General features: G+C 68.0%; 10 protein-coding genes. 7 read left to right on the top strand and 3 right to left on the bottom strand.

The window, feature by feature from the left end:
- Positions 1 to 100: 100 nt before the first annotated feature.
- Positions 101 to 616 (bottom strand): hypothetical protein, encoded by a 516-nt coding sequence (locus P696_RS0114315; RefSeq protein ID WP_084337490.1) that lies wholly within the window; start codon positions 614 to 616, stop codon positions 101 to 103.
- A 274-nt stretch (positions 617 to 890) separates the two neighbouring features.
- On the opposite strand from P696_RS0114315, the gene P696_RS45450 reads away from it, so the two are divergent.
- The 3 genes from P696_RS45450 (at position 891) to P696_RS55900 (ending at position 4,328) form a co-directional block, all read left to right on the top strand.
- On the top strand, positions 891 to 1,517 hold the full coding sequence (locus P696_RS45450) for a DUF2867 domain-containing protein (protein WP_051467712.1): 627 nt from the start codon (positions 891 to 893) through the stop codon (positions 1,515 to 1,517).
- Between the two features lie 75 nt (positions 1,518 to 1,592).
- Positions 1,593 to 2,423, top strand: coding sequence for a CE1 family esterase (locus P696_RS0114305; RefSeq protein ID WP_211245750.1), 831 nt, complete (start codon positions 1,593 to 1,595; stop codon positions 2,421 to 2,423).
- Positions 2,424 to 2,825: 402 nt separating this feature from the next.
- Complete coding sequence (locus tag P696_RS55900) at positions 2,826 to 4,328, top strand: hypothetical protein (RefSeq protein WP_157429708.1); 1,503 nt, start codon at positions 2,826 to 2,828, stop codon at positions 4,326 to 4,328.
- On the opposite strand, the gene P696_RS0114295 is transcribed toward P696_RS55900, so the two are convergent.
- A complete protein-coding gene (locus tag P696_RS0114295; protein ID WP_157429707.1) occupies positions 4,240 to 5,049 on the bottom strand; it encodes a hypothetical protein in 810 nt (269 codons plus the stop codon). The two genes, P696_RS55900 and P696_RS0114295, sit on opposite strands and share 89 nt — an antisense overlap.
- A 359-nt stretch (positions 5,050 to 5,408) precedes the next feature.
- On the opposite strand from P696_RS0114295, the gene P696_RS0114290 reads away from it, so the two are divergent.
- The 4 genes from P696_RS0114290 to P696_RS58750 all read left to right on the top strand — a co-directional run bounded on the left by P696_RS0114290 (position 5,409) and on the right by P696_RS58750 (position 15,890).
- Entirely contained in the window at positions 5,409 to 6,833 is a 1,425-nt protein-coding gene (locus P696_RS0114290) for a hypothetical protein (protein WP_157429706.1), read from the top strand.
- A gap of 454 nt (positions 6,834 to 7,287) precedes the next feature.
- Positions 7,288 to 7,842: an EF-hand domain-containing protein gene (locus tag P696_RS56925; RefSeq protein WP_170026452.1), complete on the top strand. Its 555-nt coding sequence runs from the start codon at positions 7,288 to 7,290 to the stop codon at positions 7,840 to 7,842.
- A gap of 13 nt (positions 7,843 to 7,855) precedes the next feature.
- Entirely contained in the window at positions 7,856 to 13,243 is a 5,388-nt protein-coding gene (locus P696_RS0114280) for a type I polyketide synthase (RefSeq protein WP_026412872.1), read from the top strand.
- Between the two features lie 19 nt (positions 13,244 to 13,262).
- Entirely contained in the window at positions 13,263 to 15,890 is a 2,628-nt protein-coding gene (locus P696_RS58750; protein ID WP_157429704.1) for a beta-ketoacyl synthase N-terminal-like domain-containing protein, read from the top strand.
- An 875-nt stretch (positions 15,891 to 16,765) separates the two neighbouring features.
- Here P696_RS58750 and P696_RS0114270 read toward each other — a convergent pair.
- On the bottom strand, positions 16,766 to 17,059 hold a 294-nt coding region (locus P696_RS0114270; protein WP_026412871.1), incomplete at its 5' end, for an IS5/IS1182 family transposase.

Raw genomic sequence — 17,059 nt, 5'->3', positions numbered from 1 at the left:
TCCGCCTCGCGACCGGGGGACTATTCCGCTGACCGGGCCATGCGTACCGCGAAGCTTTCGGTCTCGGCCGGGTGGTCCGGTGGGCGGCAGGACCTCTCGGCTACTTGTGGCGGCGGTGGTAGGACATCGTGACCGCCGCCAGCAGCGGGCCCCAGGCGAGGAGTGGCAGGTAGAGCACCTCCTGCAGGACTTTCCATCCACCCGTCGGATGGCCGGGAGCGGTGTCGCTCGCCCCGTAGCTCCACTGAACGAACTCCAGCACGTCCCAGATCAGAAACAGCAGGACGGACCCGACGGCCGCGGGAATGACCGCGGCTTTCGGCGCGACCCGCTTCCCCCCGATGAACGGGATCCAGCTCGGCGCCACCTCGCCCCAGGGCGACACCAGCCCGAGCGTGAGCAAGGCCAGCGCCTCGCTGAGCACGCTGAGCCCGATCACATACGCCACGCCCCAACCGGGGATGTGGAAGTCCTCGCGAAGCGCCTGCTCGCTGTAACCCACCGGCAGTCCGAGTCCCAACGCCACCCGCCACAGCCCCGACGGCAGCGTCGTCCAAGCGACCGCGTGCGCGGCCCTTCTCGCCCAGACCGGCGAATCGATCCTTGAGTCGTTCACGCCCCTCACCCTTGTCCGCCCGGCTCCCGGCCGCCTCCCGCCGCAGAACGAGCCGACTCCCCCTCGCGGGTGACCTCCTGTGGCCTTCTGTGTCGCCGCACACACTGAAGCGTCAGGGCGGCCGTGGGGGCTTGATCCACGCGGCCCGCGGTGTTCGCAGGGGCTCCCGTGACGTGATCCACCTCATCCGAACAAGATCTATACGCATCCGTACATGGGCGTCTAGGGTCGATATATACGGCAGCGTATATTGGTGGGTCTCAAGGAGGAGATCATGTCGACACGGCTTTCGCGTACCGAGCACATTTCCCGTCCGTGGCGGATCCACGAACTCACCCCGGACTTCCAGGTGGAGGACGTGTGGCGCTATCGCACTCCCGGCGCCGGCCCGGACGATTTTCCGATGATGCTCGACGCGCTCGAAGCGTTCGCCGGACCCGCGAACTCGGGCCCGATGGTGCGGTTCCTGTTCGCGGTGCGCTGGAAGCTCGGTGCCCTGTTCGGCTGGGACAGGCCCAAGGAAAGCCTGGGTGAAAGGGTCCGCTCGCTGCGGCAGATCATGCCGCCCGACCTTCCTGCGGCCGCGGACGTCGACGCCGTCCCCGGCACTCCGTTCAAGCAGCTGTACGTGCTTGATGACGAAAGCGCCATGGAGTTGGCGAACAAGACCGTGCACACGGTGTGTCACCTGGGATGGGTGCAGGCCGACAACGGCGAGTACGAGCTGCACATGGCCGCCCTCGTCAAACCCAACGGAATGTTCGGACGCCTGTACATGGCCTTCATCAAGCCGTTCCGGTACCTCGTCATCTACCCCCAGATGACCCGGCAGTGGGAACGCGCCTGGCGCGACCGCGATCGCCTCACCACGGGCATCAACGACCCGGCCGTCCGGAACTGAGAAGAACTGCGAATGCCACACCCGCGCATCGCCCGAGGCGGCATCACAGTGGCCGGACAGCATCGCACTTACACGTTGGTCACGCCTCGCGAACTGCGTCCCGGCGGCAGGCTCGTCCTCATCTTCCACGGCTCCAAGCAGAATGGCGGGAAGTTCCGCGCCTTCACCGGCGGTTCCTTGGACTCCCTGACCACTGAAGCGGGGGCTGTGGTCGCCTACCTCGATGGTTACAAGGGCCATTGGAACGACGCGTGCGCCGACAGCCGTGTCGCCGCACGTGTCGAGGACGTGGACGACGTGGCCTTCGCCAGGGCCGTGGTCGGCGCACTGGAGCGCAGTCATCGCATCGACCGTTCGAAGGTGTACGCGGTCGGGTTCTCCAACGGCGGGGGAATGGTCATCCGGCTCGTCCACGAAAGTTCCGATCTGCTGGCCGGGGCGACCGTCATCGCGGCCACCCAGCCGGCGCCGGAGAACTTCCGCCATGGCACTGTGCCCGCCGTCCCGATCCCGATGCTGCTGATCCACGGAACGCGGGACCGGCTCGTCCCCTATGCCGGCGGAAGAATCGGTGGAAGGGCGCACCGGTTGGCCCGGCTGATGTTCCGCGTCGGCGGACCATTCCTGTCGGCACCGCAGACCGCGGCCTACTTCGCGGCCCGCAACTCGATCGACCGCCCGCCCAGCACGCGGAAACTGCCACAGCATGACGGATCCCGCGCCACATCGGTCACCGCCCTGGACTACCGGCAGGACGGCAGGCCGCCGACCACGTTGTACACGGTGCACGGCGGAGGCCACACCGTCCCCGGCCCGCATCCCGCGCCGCGCATCATGGGCAGAACCTGCCCCAACCTGAATCTCGCCGAAGCGATCAGCGCCTTCTTCGCCCTCACACCCGCCTGACACCCCAGCCCCCCGCCCGCACCGCGACGCACAGGGGCAATGGGCGTCGAGCAGGAGCTCCGCCGGGCGCCCGCCACGTCCGGATCTCCCGCGATGTGATCTGCTCGGCCTGCAAACCAGGTGTTTGACGCCCTCGACCTTGTGACGTCCGGTGCAACGGGGGTGCCGAAACCACCGAGCAGCCATTGCCATCGTGGCATCCGAGCGCGCTGCCCTGGACTGGGCGTGGGCGGATCACAGGAAGCTTCGCAGGCAAGCCGAGAGCGAGTCTCGCTGATAACACGAAGACCCGCGCCGCTCGTTCCGACGCGGGGATTTCCTCCTGCCAGGTTGCCTGGACACTGTCATTCCCAGTTGGTGTTTCAGGTTGCGCGTGTCGATGGAGTGTTGTCCCCTGCGGGCATGCGGCGATGGGCGGCGTTGAACGCCAGGCAGCTGTCGGTGTTGCAGCGCGTGGGGAGTGATGCGGGCGAGGTGAGTGCGAAGCGCTCTGAGCTGGGGACGACGATGAACGCGCTGCGAGATCGCGGCTTGGTGTGGACGTCTCACCGTGGTGGTGTGTGGTGTGTCGAGATCACTGAAGCCGGAAGCTTCTACCTCCAGAACGGATACCACCCGGATCGCCCCGCCTCAGACGATGCGGCCGCCGCGTCGCCGAAGCGGTCTCCCTCGAGGGATGTGGCGGCCGAACTCATCGCGGAACTCGGCAGGCGCGAGGACGCGACCATCCGCATTGACGAACCGGACGACGCGACACGGGCCCGCTACCGCAAGGCGATCAACGCGGCCAAACGAAGAGGGCTGGTGCCGGAAGGCAAGCAGCTCTTGCATACGGGCAGAGACGCCGGGCCGCTCATCATCAGACTCGGCGAAGATGGACCAGAGACCAGGACCGACTGGAACCGCATCCGGCTGCGCGTCCGCGACGAGGTCATCGGTGACGATCTGACCGAACTAATTGGACGGGACCAGCAGCTTCTCAAGGTCAGCGATCAGGCACGGGGGCGTGCCCTCGAGTTGGTGAAGGGACTCGCCCGGAGGGCGGAACGGCGCGGACACGCCGTCGCGGCTTCCCGGAAGAACCGGCAGATGTACCTCCGAGTTCATGAGCACGCGTTCGTCATCAAGATCTCAGAAGACGTGGATGAGGTTCCACGACGTCTGCCGGCCAACGACCCGCGACTTCGTCATGCCTACGACTGGCAGCGCGTCACGCCCCCCGAGTACGACTCGGTTCCATCCGGACGCTTGCGTATCGAGCTGTCGCCGCGCACACCCGAAGCCAGGGAGTGGGCGGACCAGGGCAGGTCCAAGGTCGAGAAGAAGCTCGCCGAGGTGCTGGACGAGGCCGAGCGCCAGGCCGAGCGAGCCGAGGAACAGGCGCGTGAGAACCGGCGCCGCCATCAGGAATGGCTGGTCGAACACGAGCGCCAACGGGCAGAGTACGAGCGCGAGCAAGCGGCGACCGAGGCCCAATGGAAAACGGCGATGGGTACGGCGCGAGCTCTGGCGATCGAGGACCTGCGCGCAAGGGCTTTCGAGGACGCACTGGACAGGTGGCATATCGCTGGGCGGATCCGTGAGTTCTGTGACGATATCGATCGCGCCGCCGCTGCCTCCGGAACACCGGACGTGGCCGGCGAGTGGACGGCTTGGGCGAGAGCCCGAGCAGATCGGCTCGACCCCACCCTCCGGCTGCCGGACCTGGCCGAGCGCTTCCACCCCGAACCCGGCCCGGACGACCTTCGCGCCCACCTGGGCGACTGGAGCCCCTTCAAGCCCAGGAAGGAATACCGCCCTCCGGGCGGCGAGCCCGTCAGCGGCCCTTCTTCTTTCTCGTCCGGCTCCGGAGCACCAGCCTGGATACTGGCACGCCAAGGTCGCTTTCCATGGTGGAGGCGATAGCGTCCTGGCCGCATCGACGCAGCTCGACGATGGCGCGCTCGACCAACTGACCCAGTCGCTGCACCTCCGCCCGCAGGGCCTCCAGCTCGTCCAGCCGCTCGATGATCTCCCTGCCGCACCACTCCCGCACGATGTTCAGCTCCACGAGCCGTTTCGTGTGGCGATCCCTCAGACGCTCCGGCGGCACCCAATGCTCCTCGCGTTCGCGCCCGACCGTGAAGGTCCAGCCGTGGACCGACTCCAGCTCGATCCGTTCCTCCTCCGCCATCACCATCTGCATGACGGCCTCGGCGTTGAGTTCCGCCACCCTCTTGGCGATCTTCACGGCGAGCGACCAGGGCCCAATGAAGGACCCATCGATCGTGAAAGCGAGAGGTTCCCGCCGGACCTCGTCCGGATCCATCCCCAACCTGCCGCAGACCGCGAGCAGATCCGGGATTTGGACGGTGCAGCATTCATCCTGGGTGTAGCCCAACTCGACCCCGTCGAGGAACTTCCCGTCGCTCAACAGGGATGACACGGCGTAGTACTGCGGAGTCTCGTAGGCGTGCGCGGACACCTCGACACCGGCGGCCATCCGCCGCTCCTCCTCCAGCCAGCCCTCACGCTCGTCCCACAGAACGATCAAACGCCCTCGTGGAACCCACTCCTCGTGTCCGTCACGATCAAGGAACCGGACCAGGCACTTGTTCCCCTTGGGAGCCGACTCAAGATACTTCACACGCTCAACCGGACAGTCGTTGTCACGCGCTCGCGCTCGGTACGCCCAGACCCGCCCTGCGTTCATGCGTCCATTGAATTCCCGGAGCCCCGCGCAGACCGGAGAATCGGCGAAGACGCGGAACCGGTTTGGGTATCTCGACAGATCGGCCGTCGAAGACCCCGCGCAGGTACCTGACCAGCCGGGTGACGGGGGCACCTTTCGTGTGACGGCGCAGCGCGGTGCGGCGCGTCGGGTCGCTCGCGGCGAGCATTTCCCGGTGAACCTCGGCGCAGACCCGAGGGGCACTCCTACGCTCGAAGGAACACGGGGTCCTGCAGGTGCCTCGCGATCTCGAGGTATGGAGGTGACCGATACCGATGGCGCAATCGCCGCCAATGGAAGTGCTCTGTTCGCCGCTGCTGACCCTGGACGAGTTGGGGGCAGGACTGGCCAGCCTCACCGTCACGGTCCGGATGGGCTCTACCGGAGTCACACACGCACCCCATTGCCGGCAGGTGGGAAAGAAGGCCGCAGCCGAGCAGACCCTGACCGTCGGTGAGCTCCGCGCCGCCGGTCAGATCCGCCCCTGCCGCACCTGCGGTGGAGCAGTCATCCAGAAGCTCTCCGACAGCCAGGCCAAACAGCTCAATGCACTCATCCCGATCCTGGAGACACGCGTCGAGGCGATGCGCCAAGCGGAACGAGAGCAGCGAGCCCAGCGCGAACGCGTGCATCGAGCGGACACGATCGACAAGCGTGCGGGCCACATCGTGGACGGCGGGAGCTGGAAGATCGCAGCCGAACGAAAGTACAGCGACCGATACCCGGCGAACCCACGTGCAGCGGTCGTTCCGTGCTCAGACTGCGACGCTGAGGCGACCATCGGCTTCCAGCCGCGAAGCCTCGAGGTCACCTATGCCTGCCCTGCGGCCTCAACGCACGGATTCCTACGCCTGGACGACGACGAGGAACCGCTGGCCACATGGCCGCACCGTCAGCCGAACAGGCTGGTCGCTCTCAGCCTCGTCGCACCGGTCCTCGCCGGGCAGGACACCTCCTGGGCCCTCACATACGGCACACGGGTCGACGACTACCAAGGCACCATCTCCGCCCTTGAAACCTTCGACCAGGAACATCCAACCCAGTTGCGATTGACACCGGACATCAGGTGTGGCGACTGCGGCGGCCCCCTGAACACTTGGCCAGGGACCACATCCGAAGAGGGACAGCACAAGGCCCGTTATAGCTGCGACAACCGCCACGAAGACAGCAGATACAGAAGCCACGAGAAGAGCCGTGTGGACGAAGAGATCGACTGGATCCTGCACCGCAGGCTCCATGACCATCCGTCCTGGGCGACCGCCCCGGAACTGGAACCCGACGAGCAGCAGGTCGCCACCCGCGCCGATGACCTCGCACGAAAAATCTCGATCTTCGATTCCCGTGTCGGTGCAGCCAAAGCGGTCGCTGAACTGGTCGAGACCAGGGCACGACTGGCGCAAGAGCTGAGCCAGGTCACCAGGATTCGCGAGCAGGGAGCTCTGGCCACAGCGGAACTTCCCAGATACGCCAGTGGACCCGCTTCATACGCTCCCCGCTGGGAGTTCACCAGCCTTGCCCGGACCCTCCTGACGACACGCATCGACGTCACCAAGCAAGCGATCACGGTCATCACCCCTCTCGACGACGGAACACCGCTCCACCGCCTCCTCCGCACCCGCGAGATCCAGGACGAGCTGACCGAACTGCGCCACCGCCAACGCACCCTCGAGCAGGAACTCGCCGCCCTCGATCGCAACTGACACGGAAGATCAACCTGGCCACCCGTCACAGAGAAATCGCAAGTTATTGCAGGCAATCTGGGATTGCGGACCCGCCGAGTCCGCCTAAGGCAGTGTTGTGGCTGGCCGCGAAGGTGTGTGACAAGGAGCAGCATTCCGGGGCGGTGAGGTGCCGCTGGCGTACCTGTGGGAGGAGAAGCTCGGGCAACCGCCCGGGCCGCAGCTGGCGGATTCGGCTCTGCGATCAGCCAGATGGAGAAGGCGCGGGCCGCCTACCGAAGCTGCCGAGAAGTGCATATCCCTCTTTCCTGGTATTTGGCTACGGGAATGCCTATCTGGGGCGGATCTTCCTTTCGGTATTGGGTGGATTCTTCTCGCCTCTTCGGGCATCCGGATATGGCTCTTCGGTCTATGGGGGGAATCTCGTGGCGAACCTAGTGTGGAGGCAGGAAATCTCAAGGAAGGATGTCCGGCCTTGTCTCTGGATATTCGAGAATGGAAGATTCGCCGGGTCTTTGGCTACTATGACCACAATAAGGATGGTTTTCTCGATCGTGGAGACTTCGAGACCCATGCTCGGGTGATCGCGGGACGGCTCGGTCAGGACGCCACCGACAGCGCGAGCCTGCTTCGAGGCTCGCAGGCGTTCTGGGGCGAGGTGGCCCAGGCAGCGGGAATCGAGTCGGCCGGCCGCCTGGACATCGATCAGTGGGCGACGGCGATCCTGGGCCTGAGGCCTGGTGACCCGTCGGGGTCGACCTTCGTCCTGCACATGGTCGATGTGATGCTCCGATCGCTGGACGCCAATGGGGACGGGGTCCTGTCGCCGGATGAGTTCGCCCGCTTCTACGAGTCCTTCGGCGGGAGCCGGGCCCAGGCGGACGCGGCGTTCCGGTTGCTGGACCGCGACGGCAACGGCGTCGTCGACGGCGGGGAGTTCCGGCTCGCGATCCACGAGTACTTCTTCAGCGGGGACCCGGACGCGCCGGGAAGCCGGCTCCTCGGGGACCCCGAGGGATCCGCGGCGTAGAGGAAACCCGGGAATGCCGTCGGGGGAGATCGCCATCATCGGCATGTCCTGTCGCCTCCCGGGCGGAATCGATGGCCCGGAGGCGTTCTGGGAGGTGCTGGCCGCTGGTGGGGACGAGGTCACCCAGATGCCGGAACCGCTGTGGAAGGAACGGTTTCCCGAGAGCCTCGGGTTGCCGCCCGAGCAGCGAGAGGCGCTCCGTCACCATGCTCGGCTGGCCGATGCCGACGGCTTCGACGCGGATTTCTTCGCTCTGTCCCCGCGGGAGGCGCGGGCGATGGATCCGCAGCAGCGGCTGACGCTCGAGCTGGCGTGGGAGGCCCTGGAGGACGCGCGGATTGCTCCCGCGATCCTCCGGGGTGCCCCGGCCGGGGTGTTCATCGGCGCAATGCGCGACGACTACGCGGCCCTGGTGTCCGTTCAGGAGAGCACTGCTCATACCGTGACCGGCACTCAACGCGGCATGATCGCCAACCGTGTGTCCTACGTGCTGGGGCTGTGCGGTCCGAGCATGGTGGTGGACACCGGTCAGGCGTCCTCGCTGGTCGCGGTGCATCTGGCGGCCGAGTCGCTGCGCCGGGGCGAGGCGTCGGTAGCGCTGGCCGGAGGGGTGCATTTGAACCTCAGCCCCGACGCCGAGGTGAGCATGGCGCGTTTCGGGGTGCTGTCCCGCGAAGGCCGGTGCTTCGCCTTCGACGCGCGTGCCAACGGCTATGTGCATGGTGAGGGCGGCGGGCTGGTGGTTCTCAAACGACTGGAGGAAGCGCTCGGTGACGGTGATCGCGTCTACGGCGTGATCCTGGGCAGCGCGGTGACCCATGGGGGATCGGGGCCGCATCTGACGGCGCCCAGCGCGGACGGGCAGGAGCAGGCCATCCGGCAGGCCTGCGCCCGGGCGGGCATCGCTCCGGCGCGGGTGCAATACGTCGAAGCGCATGGCAGCGGCACCCGCCTCGGTGACCGGGCGGAGGCCCGTGCGTTGGCCGCGGTGTTCGGCCGCCGTGCGGATGCGCCCCTGCTGGTCGGCTCGGCCAAGACCAATGTGGGCCACCTGGAGGGTGCGGCCGGGATCACCGGGCTGATGAAGACGTTGCTGGCCATCGCGCATCGGAGGATCCCGCCCGGCCTCAACTTCGAGGCCGCGCCCCCGGACCTGCCGCTGGAAGCTCTGGGGGTGCGCGTCCAGACGTCGGCTTGTGATTGGCCGCGCTCCAGCATGCCGCTGGTCGCCGGGGTTTCCTCACTCGGCATCGGTGGCGCCAACGCCCACATGATCGTCGGTGAGGCACCCGGTCGCTGCGCGACGGCCTCACCGTTGTTGTGGCCGTTGTCGGCCCACTGCCCCGACGCCCTGGTCGCCCAAGCGGGGCGGCTCCACGACCACCTGGCTGCCCGCCCTCACATCGACCTGCACGACCTGGCCCTCTCCCTGGCGACCACACGCAACCAGCTGAGGCATCGGGCCGTGGTGACAGCGCCGGCAGCCGACGGAGCGGCGCGGGAGATACTGCTGGATGCCCTGGCGGCGCTGTCGGCCGGACACCCGCATCCGCGTGTGGTGGGTGGCATGTCCACGGATCCAGGTGCTGCTGGCCCTGTGTTCGTGTTCCCGGGCCAGGGCGCACAGTATCCGGAGATGGGCCGTGACCTGTACGCGTGGTCGCCCGCCTTCGCCGCAGCGCTGGAGGACTGCGACCGAGCACTCATCCCGTTCACCGGCTGGTCGGTCATCGACGTCCTGCATGGCAAGGAGGGGACGCCGCCACTGGACCGGGTGGACGTCGTCCAACCCGCGCTGTTCGCCGTGATGGCCTCCCTCGCCGCGCTCTGGCGAGCGTTCGGCATCGTCCCCGGCGCGGTGGTGGGCCATTCCCAAGGGGAGATCGCCGCCGCCTATGTGGCAGGTGCGCTGTCATTGGAGGACGCTGCGCGGACCGTCGCGCTGCGAAGCCGGGAGCTGCCGCGCCTGGTCGGGCGGGGAGCGATGGCATCGGTGTGGCTTGGCCCCGAAGACCTGAAGCCCCAGCTCGCTGGATGGTCCGGACGACTGCACGTGGCGACGGTCAACAGCCCTACCAACACCACGATTGCGGGCGACGGTGCGGCGGTCGCCGAGTTTCTGGTCCATTGCGAACACGAAGGAGTCCACGCCCGCCAGGTACCGGTGTCCTACGCCTCGCACTCGCCGCAGGTCGAACAGATCCGGGACACACTCGCCGACCGGCTTCGCGGCCTGCGGCCGCGCCCCTCGAACGTGCCGTTCTACTCGACGGTCGCGGGAATGCCTTACGACGAGCCCTTGGACACCACGGTCATGGACGCCGCCTACTGGTACCGCAACCTCCGCCAGCCGGTGCTGTTCCACCGCACGGTACGGGCATTGACCGACACCGGTCATCGTGCCTTCGTCGAGGTGTCGCCGCACCCCATCCTGATCTCTGCGGTCACCGAGACCCTCGCCGACACCCAGGTTGAGGACAGCGCGGTTGTCACCGGAACGCTCCATAGGGACCGCCCCGGTTCGGAAGCGGTCGCGACGGCGCTGGCCGCCCTGCACACCCGCGGCACCAGCCCCGACTGGACGGCCCTGTACCCCCGCGCCCAACGCATCGACCTACCCAGGTACCCCTTCCAACGCCAGCCCTACCAGATCAGTGACGGATCCGCTCGCCGTCCGCCGCCCGACATGCCCCCTGCAGCCGCCGCGCGGGCGGTTCAGGATGCGATGAGAGCCTCGGGCAGCACGCAGCGAGGCGTGTCCTCGAGCACCCTGTCGACCACGACGCACCCCTGGCTGACCGAGCACGTCGTGGACGGAACCCCGATCCTGCCCGGGACTGTCTTCCTCGGTCTCGCGCTCGACGCCGGCGCCGGCGATGGCTACACCGCCATCGCCGAGATGTCGCTGATCACGCCACTCTCGCTGCCCTCCGCAGGGGATGTCCAGATGCGTGTCACCCTCGGTGAGAGCGGAGGGTTCACCGTGGACGCCCGCCATGGCACGGCACCTTGGACACGCCACGCCACCGGCGTCCTGGGCGGCGACGCCGGCCAGGCCACCGGTGGCGCAGACGCGCCGGGCGCGCCCTGGCCGCCGCGCGGAGCGCACCGCCTGGACATGAGCGTCTTCTACCCCGACCTGGCCGGGCGGGGGCTGTCGTACGGGCCGGCGTTCCAAGGGGTGAGGCGGGCATGGACCAGCGGCACCGACGCCTACGCCGAGGTCGCCGTACCGGACGAGCACGGGGCCACCGGCCACCTGCTCCATCCCACTGTCCTGGACGCAGTCCTGCACCCTTTGACGCTGTTGACCGACGGGCTGCCGCTACCGTTCACTTTCACCGGCGTCGAGGTAAGGGCGACCGAAGCGCGGCTGCTGCGAGTCCACGCGGCACCGATCGGGCCGGACACCTATCAGGTGATCGCGACCGATACCTCCGGCGCGCCCGTCTTCACGATCGCCGCGATTGCTCTGCGGCCCAAAGACCATGTCATCCCGCCACAACACCTGCTGCGACTCGCCTGGCCGGTGCTCTCCACAGGTGAGCCGAATCCAGGCGGGCCGATCCCGGGCGACGCGCGCACGGTGGTCGTTCTGGCGGACAGCCACGTCCCGCAGTCCCTGGCCGCCGCCCCCCACCGAGCGTCCCTCGTCGAAGGACGGCACGACGAGCTCACGCTCTGGGCCGCGCCATCGTCGCCGGAGACGGCCGACCCGTGCCACACCACTCGCATCTTGCTCCGGGACGCTTTGAGGGTCCTGCAGGCATTCGCCGCGCTGCCTGAGGGAAAACTCCTCATCCTCACGTGCGGCGCCGTCAATACCGGTGAGAGCGATCCCGCCCCGGATCTGGCGCACGCGGCGCTCTGGGGGCTCGTACGCAGCGCACAGCAAGAGCATCCTGGCCGGTACCTACTGCTGGACCTTGACACCGAAGCAACCGCCCCTCCGACGCAGTTGGCCGCCTGGCTGGCCCGGCTTCCCGACACCGACCACAACCAGTTCGCGCTGCGTGCCGGCGTGCTGCGCGGCCCTCAGCTGGAACCCCTGCCCCGAGCACGACCCTCCGCCGCAGCCGCCGGATCGATGCTGGACCTCACGGAGACCGTGCTGATCACCGGAGGAACCGGAACGCTGGGGGCGCTGGTCGCCCGCCACCTGGCCGCGCAGCACAAGGCCCAGGGCATCCTGCTCGTCTCGCGCAGAGGCCCGGACGCTCCCGGAGCCGGAGAACTCCTCAACGACCTGGCATCGCTCGGCGCGCAGGCCACGATCAAAGCCTGCGATGTCGCCGATCCCACCGAGGTCGACGCCCTCTTGGCGGACATCCCGGACGACCGTCCGGTGACCACGGTCATCCATACGGCCGGAGTCCTGGCCGACGCGCCCCTCACCGCACTCACCGAACAGCATCTCCACGACGTGCTCCGCGCGAAGATCGACGGAGCCTGGATCCTCCATCGACGCCTCCCCACAGCGTCACTCGTGCTGTTCTCCTCCGTCTTCGGCGTTCTCGGCAACAGCGGTCAAGGCAACTACACCGCAGGCAACGCCTTCCTCGACGCCCTCGCCCACCAGCGCCACGGGCAGGGACTCCCCGCGATCAGCCTCCCCTGGGGGCTTTGGGAGTCCCGTTCGGGAATGACCGGACATCTCACCGACATCGGCCACCTCACGCGAGCGGGGCTGACACCCATCACCGTCGAGCACGGAACCGCGCTGTTCGACGCGGCCCTGGCCACGGCGCTCCCGGTCGTCGTTCCCGCCCCGCTCAACCCGGACGTTCTTCGTCGCAAGGCCGCGGAACACACCCTTCCCCCGATCCTCAATGCCCTCGCGTCACCCACCACCGCACCCGATACATCGACATCCGGGACAACGCTCCATTCACCCGGCGCGCATGGAGTCGGCCCACTGGAGCTCGTCCTGGCGCAGTCTGCCGAGATCCTCGGCCACACCGACTCCTCGGCGATCGACCCCGACCGGCCGTTCCGGGAATGCGGATTCGACTCTCTGATGGCCCTGGAACTCCGCAACCGCCTCACCGCCGCCACCGGCCTGAAGCTCCCGCCCACCCTCATCTTCGACCACCCGGCACCCCGCATCCTGGCCGCTTACCTGGCCTCCCGCGCACGCAGGACCACTCCCACCGAACCCATCTCATCCGCTGCCACAGCGTCCACCCAGCCCCCAGGCCCACCGGCACCGGACGTCGCAGCCCGACCGGCCCCTGTCGGCCTCGTGCGTGTCGAGACGGTGCCGGACCACCCGGAAGCAAAGCGTCCGGACACCCACGAATCTAAGCAGGAGACCCGCATCAGGAACGCAGACGCCGACGAACTCGTCCGGCTCGCGCTCCAGAGCGCCCGTCGTGAGCACGGCAAGAGACCCGGACGGTGAGATCGAGGAGAGGACCGGCGTGAAGGCCACCAGGAAGGCGCTGACCGAGGCGCTGCGGGCATCGCTTCTGGAAAACGAGCGGCTCCGCCGAATGACGACCGGTCAGGCCGAGCCGAGCCGCGCCGCGGTGCAGGACGAGGCGGTGGCCATCGTCGGGATGGGTTGCCGGTTCCCCGGAGGAGTCATGTCCTCGGCTGACCTGTGGGATCTCGTGGACGCTGAGCGTGACGTCGTCGGCCCGCTGCCCCATGACCGCGGATGGGATCTGGACGCGCTCTACCATCCCGACCCCGACCGGCAAGGAACCTGCTACACCCGCGCTGGCGGGTTCCTCGACGATGCGGCCGGTTTCGACGCCGCCTTCTTCGGCATCTCTCCCCGCGAAGCCACCGCGATGGACCCGCAGCAGCGGCTCCTGCTGGAGGTCGCTTGGCAGGCCCTCGAACACGCCGGCATCATCCCCGCGGAACTGGCCGGAACCAGCACCGGAGTGTACGTCGGGGTGTACGCCTCCGACTACGGCGCGCACGTCCCCAGCAGCGAGGGCCTGGACGCCCACCTCCTGACCGGGACAGCAGTCAGCGTCGCGGCCGGCCGCATCGCCTACTGCCTCAGGTTGCGCGGCCCCGCACTCGTCGTCGACACCGCGTGCTCGTCATCGCTGGTAGCCGTCCACCTGGCCGCCCGAGCCCTCCAAGCAGGACAATGCACGCTCGCGCTCACCGGTGGTGCCACGATCATCGCGGACCCCCGATCCCTCATTGGGTTCTCCCGGCTGCGGGCGCTCGCGGTCGACGGGCGCAGTAAGGCCTTCGCCGCTGCCGCCGACGGCATGGGCATGAGCGAAGGCGCTGGCGTCCTGGTCCTGGAACGCCTGTCGGACGCCCACCGCAACGGCCACCGCATCCTGGCGATCGTCCGTGGGTCGGCCGTCAATCAGGACGGCGCCTCCAACGGGCTGACCGCACCCCACGGCCCCTCTCAGGAGCAGGTCATCCGCGCGGCCCTGGCTGACGCCCGGCTCGCACCCGCGGACATCGACGCCGTCGAAGCCCACGGGACCGGGACCCCACTCGGCGACCCGATCGAAGCCCGAGCGCTGATCGCCGCCTACGGCAACGACAGACCTGCCGCCCACCCTCTGTGGTTGGGTTCCCTCAAATCGAACATCGGGCACACCCAAGCCGCAGCAGGTGTCGCCGGGGTCATCAAAATGGTGGAGGCGATCCGGCGCCGCCATCTCCCCAAAACCCTCCTCGCCGACCACGCCACCCCGCACGTGGACTGGTCCGACGGCACCGTCCGGCTCCTCAGCACCGCCATGGCATGGCCCGAAACCGGACGTCCGCGCCGCGCCGCCGTATCCGCCTTCGGGATCTCCGGCACCAACGCCCACGTCATCCTCGAAGAACGGTCGACACCACCCCGACCTACTAGGAAACCGGCCTGGCCCGCAAGGTCCGAACCGGCATCGTTCCCGCTGTCCGCCAAAACACCGGCCGCGCTCCGGGCCCAGGCCGGCGCCCTGCGGGACCACCTCCTGGCCCATCCCGACGCCGACCTTTCCGACGTGGCGCACTCCCTCAGCAGATGCCGATCACGCTTCCAGCACCATGCAGTGATCGTGGCCCGCGACCGCCGAACACTGCTCGACAGGCTGTCCACTCTGGTAGACGGGCGACAAAACCCTGACGCGGACGGCGAGGACGCCGTCTGCCTTCCCTCTGATCCCGCCGCGAACCCGCCCAGGCCGATCGCGGAACCGGACCTGCCCACCTACCCCTTCCAGCACGAGCGGTACTGGGTCACCGCTCGACCACAACCGGCGGCCCCGGAAACCCTCGGCACGATCTTCAAACAGGCGATCATCGACCACAAGGCCGCCCACGGACTCGAACTCCTCTACGCGGCAGCCCGTCTACGCCCCACCTTCGCCGTCACCGACCTGCCCCACCCACACGCCCCGACCCACCTCCGCCCGGCCGCCCCCGCCTCCCGCAGCGGACATTCCCCGGCCCTCGTATGCCTCGACTCCTTCTCCCCGACCGACGGTGACTCCACCTACGCCGCCCTCACGCGAGCGTTGAGAGACAGCAGAGAAGTCATCGCGCTCCGCCTCCCCGGATTCACCCACGGCCCGCTTCCCGAAGACCTCCCAACGCTCTGCACCGGACTCGCATACCACGCCGATGCCGCGACGCGCGGAGCGCCCTACATCCTGGCCGGCATGTCCTCTGGCGGTTGGGTCGCCCACGCCGTCGCCCACCATCTGGAACAAACCGCTGGCACGACACCGGCGGCGGTCCTGCTCATCGACGCACCACTCCCGTGGGAAATCGCTGATCATCTCCAGGTCATCGCCACCGGCCTGCTGCGGCAGACCGGTGACTTCCTGTCCACCGGACACAGCCAGACCACCGCTCTGGGCTGGTACCTGGGCGGACTGTTCCGCCGCTGGACACCGGCCCCTCTCACCGCACCCCTGTTGTACGTGCGGGCGGTCGACAACGACCTGGAACCCTGGGGCGCCGACTGGGAGATCACCGCATCCACCCAGATCCCGGGCGACCACTTCACCATGATCTCTCAACACTCCACGCAGATGGCGGACAGCATCCAGGCTCTGCTCCTCGAACAAGGCCTCTGACGTAGAGCAGCCGGCTTGAACGATCACGACCGAGCTGAGGATCCGTCCTCACGGCCGATGGGTTCATCCCGCCCCACCGCCTCGCCAACCCCAACACCCGCCGTGCCTGGGCCTCGGCGATGGCTCGAGCTCTTCGACCGTGGGGCTAAAGGTCACGGCGAAGTCCGGGTCGTAGGCTTCGCATCCGCGGAGCAGCACCGGGTTAACTTTCCGCTGCTGTGCGGGACAACCGCGAAGCCTGCGCCGCCCCATACTTGTCCGCGCGATGGAGAGCGCGGCGCACCCAGTAGCTCCAATGCTCGTCTCCGTCCATCACGATGACGACTCGTGGTGGACGCGGCGTGTGCTGACAGACGCGTACGACAAGGTCCCAACCGAAGCCACTGCAAACTCAACCACGCTGCGGTGCGTCAGGAACGTCAAACGTGTCGCTTAGTCGCTGGTGGGCCAGGGTTTGCCGGTTCTGGTGCCCCGTCGAGATGACGGAGGGCTGCCCCTCGGCGGGCGGTAGGGCCCGTCGACGTTGGGGAAGCGGCCTGCCGCTGCCAGCCCCGGCGGCTCAGGCCGAGCGTGTCGCGTAACAGGTTCTACCAAGGCTCGGACGTGCCGCTGCTCAGCCCGAATCGAGGTCTTGGCGAACCCAGGTCGCAGAGGAATACCGACCGCGCTCACTCCCAGCGCCGAGCACCCGGCGAACGCGCGAACGCCCAGCTCAAGCAGGAGAGGTTCCAACAAGTCCGCTGCTACGCGCACATAGCCGCGACCGTCAGAGCCATCCACCTCCTTCAACCCGCGATGCCCAAGCTCCCTGTTGCCCTGCTGACGGGCATCGCGGGGCCGCCCGCCCGGTCGGCGCCTAGGGCCTGTCCGGTGGATCATGTGTTGATCCAGAGGAGTGTGCTGACCAGGGTGAGTGCTGCCTGGTAGTTGCGGGCGAGTTTGTCGTAGCGGGTGGCGATGCCTCGCCATTGCTTGAGTCGGCCGATGCAGCGTTCGACGACGTTGCGGCGCCGGTAGAGGGCCGGGTCGAAGGTGGGTGGGCGTCCGCCGCGGGTGCCTTGCCGGGCCCGTCCGGCCTGTTGGTCGGCGCGCTCAGGAATCGTGGCGGCGATCCCCCGGCCGCGCAGGTGGCGGCGGATCGCGCGCGAGGAGTACGCCTTGTCACCGGT

Source organism: Actinomadura oligospora ATCC 43269 (assembly GCF_000518265.1).
GTDB lineage: Bacteria > Actinomycetota > Actinomycetes > Streptosporangiales > Streptosporangiaceae > Spirillospora > Spirillospora oligospora.
This window is presented reverse-complemented; position numbering and strand designations above follow the sequence as displayed.

Excerpts from the sequence above, each read along its gene's own strand:
- P696_RS45450 (WP_051467712.1), top strand. The coding sequence starts at position 891 with ATGTCGACACGGCTTTCGCGTACCGAGCACATTTCCCGTCCGTGGCGG.
- P696_RS55900 (WP_157429708.1), top strand. The coding sequence starts at position 2,826 with ATGCGGCGATGGGCGGCGTTGAACGCCAGGCAGCTGTCGGTGTTGCAG.
- P696_RS0114290 (WP_157429706.1), top strand. The coding sequence starts at position 5,409 with ATGGCGCAATCGCCGCCAATGGAAGTGCTCTGTTCGCCGCTGCTGACC.
- P696_RS0114280 (WP_026412872.1), top strand. The coding sequence starts at position 7,856 with ATGCCGTCGGGGGAGATCGCCATCATCGGCATGTCCTGTCGCCTCCCG.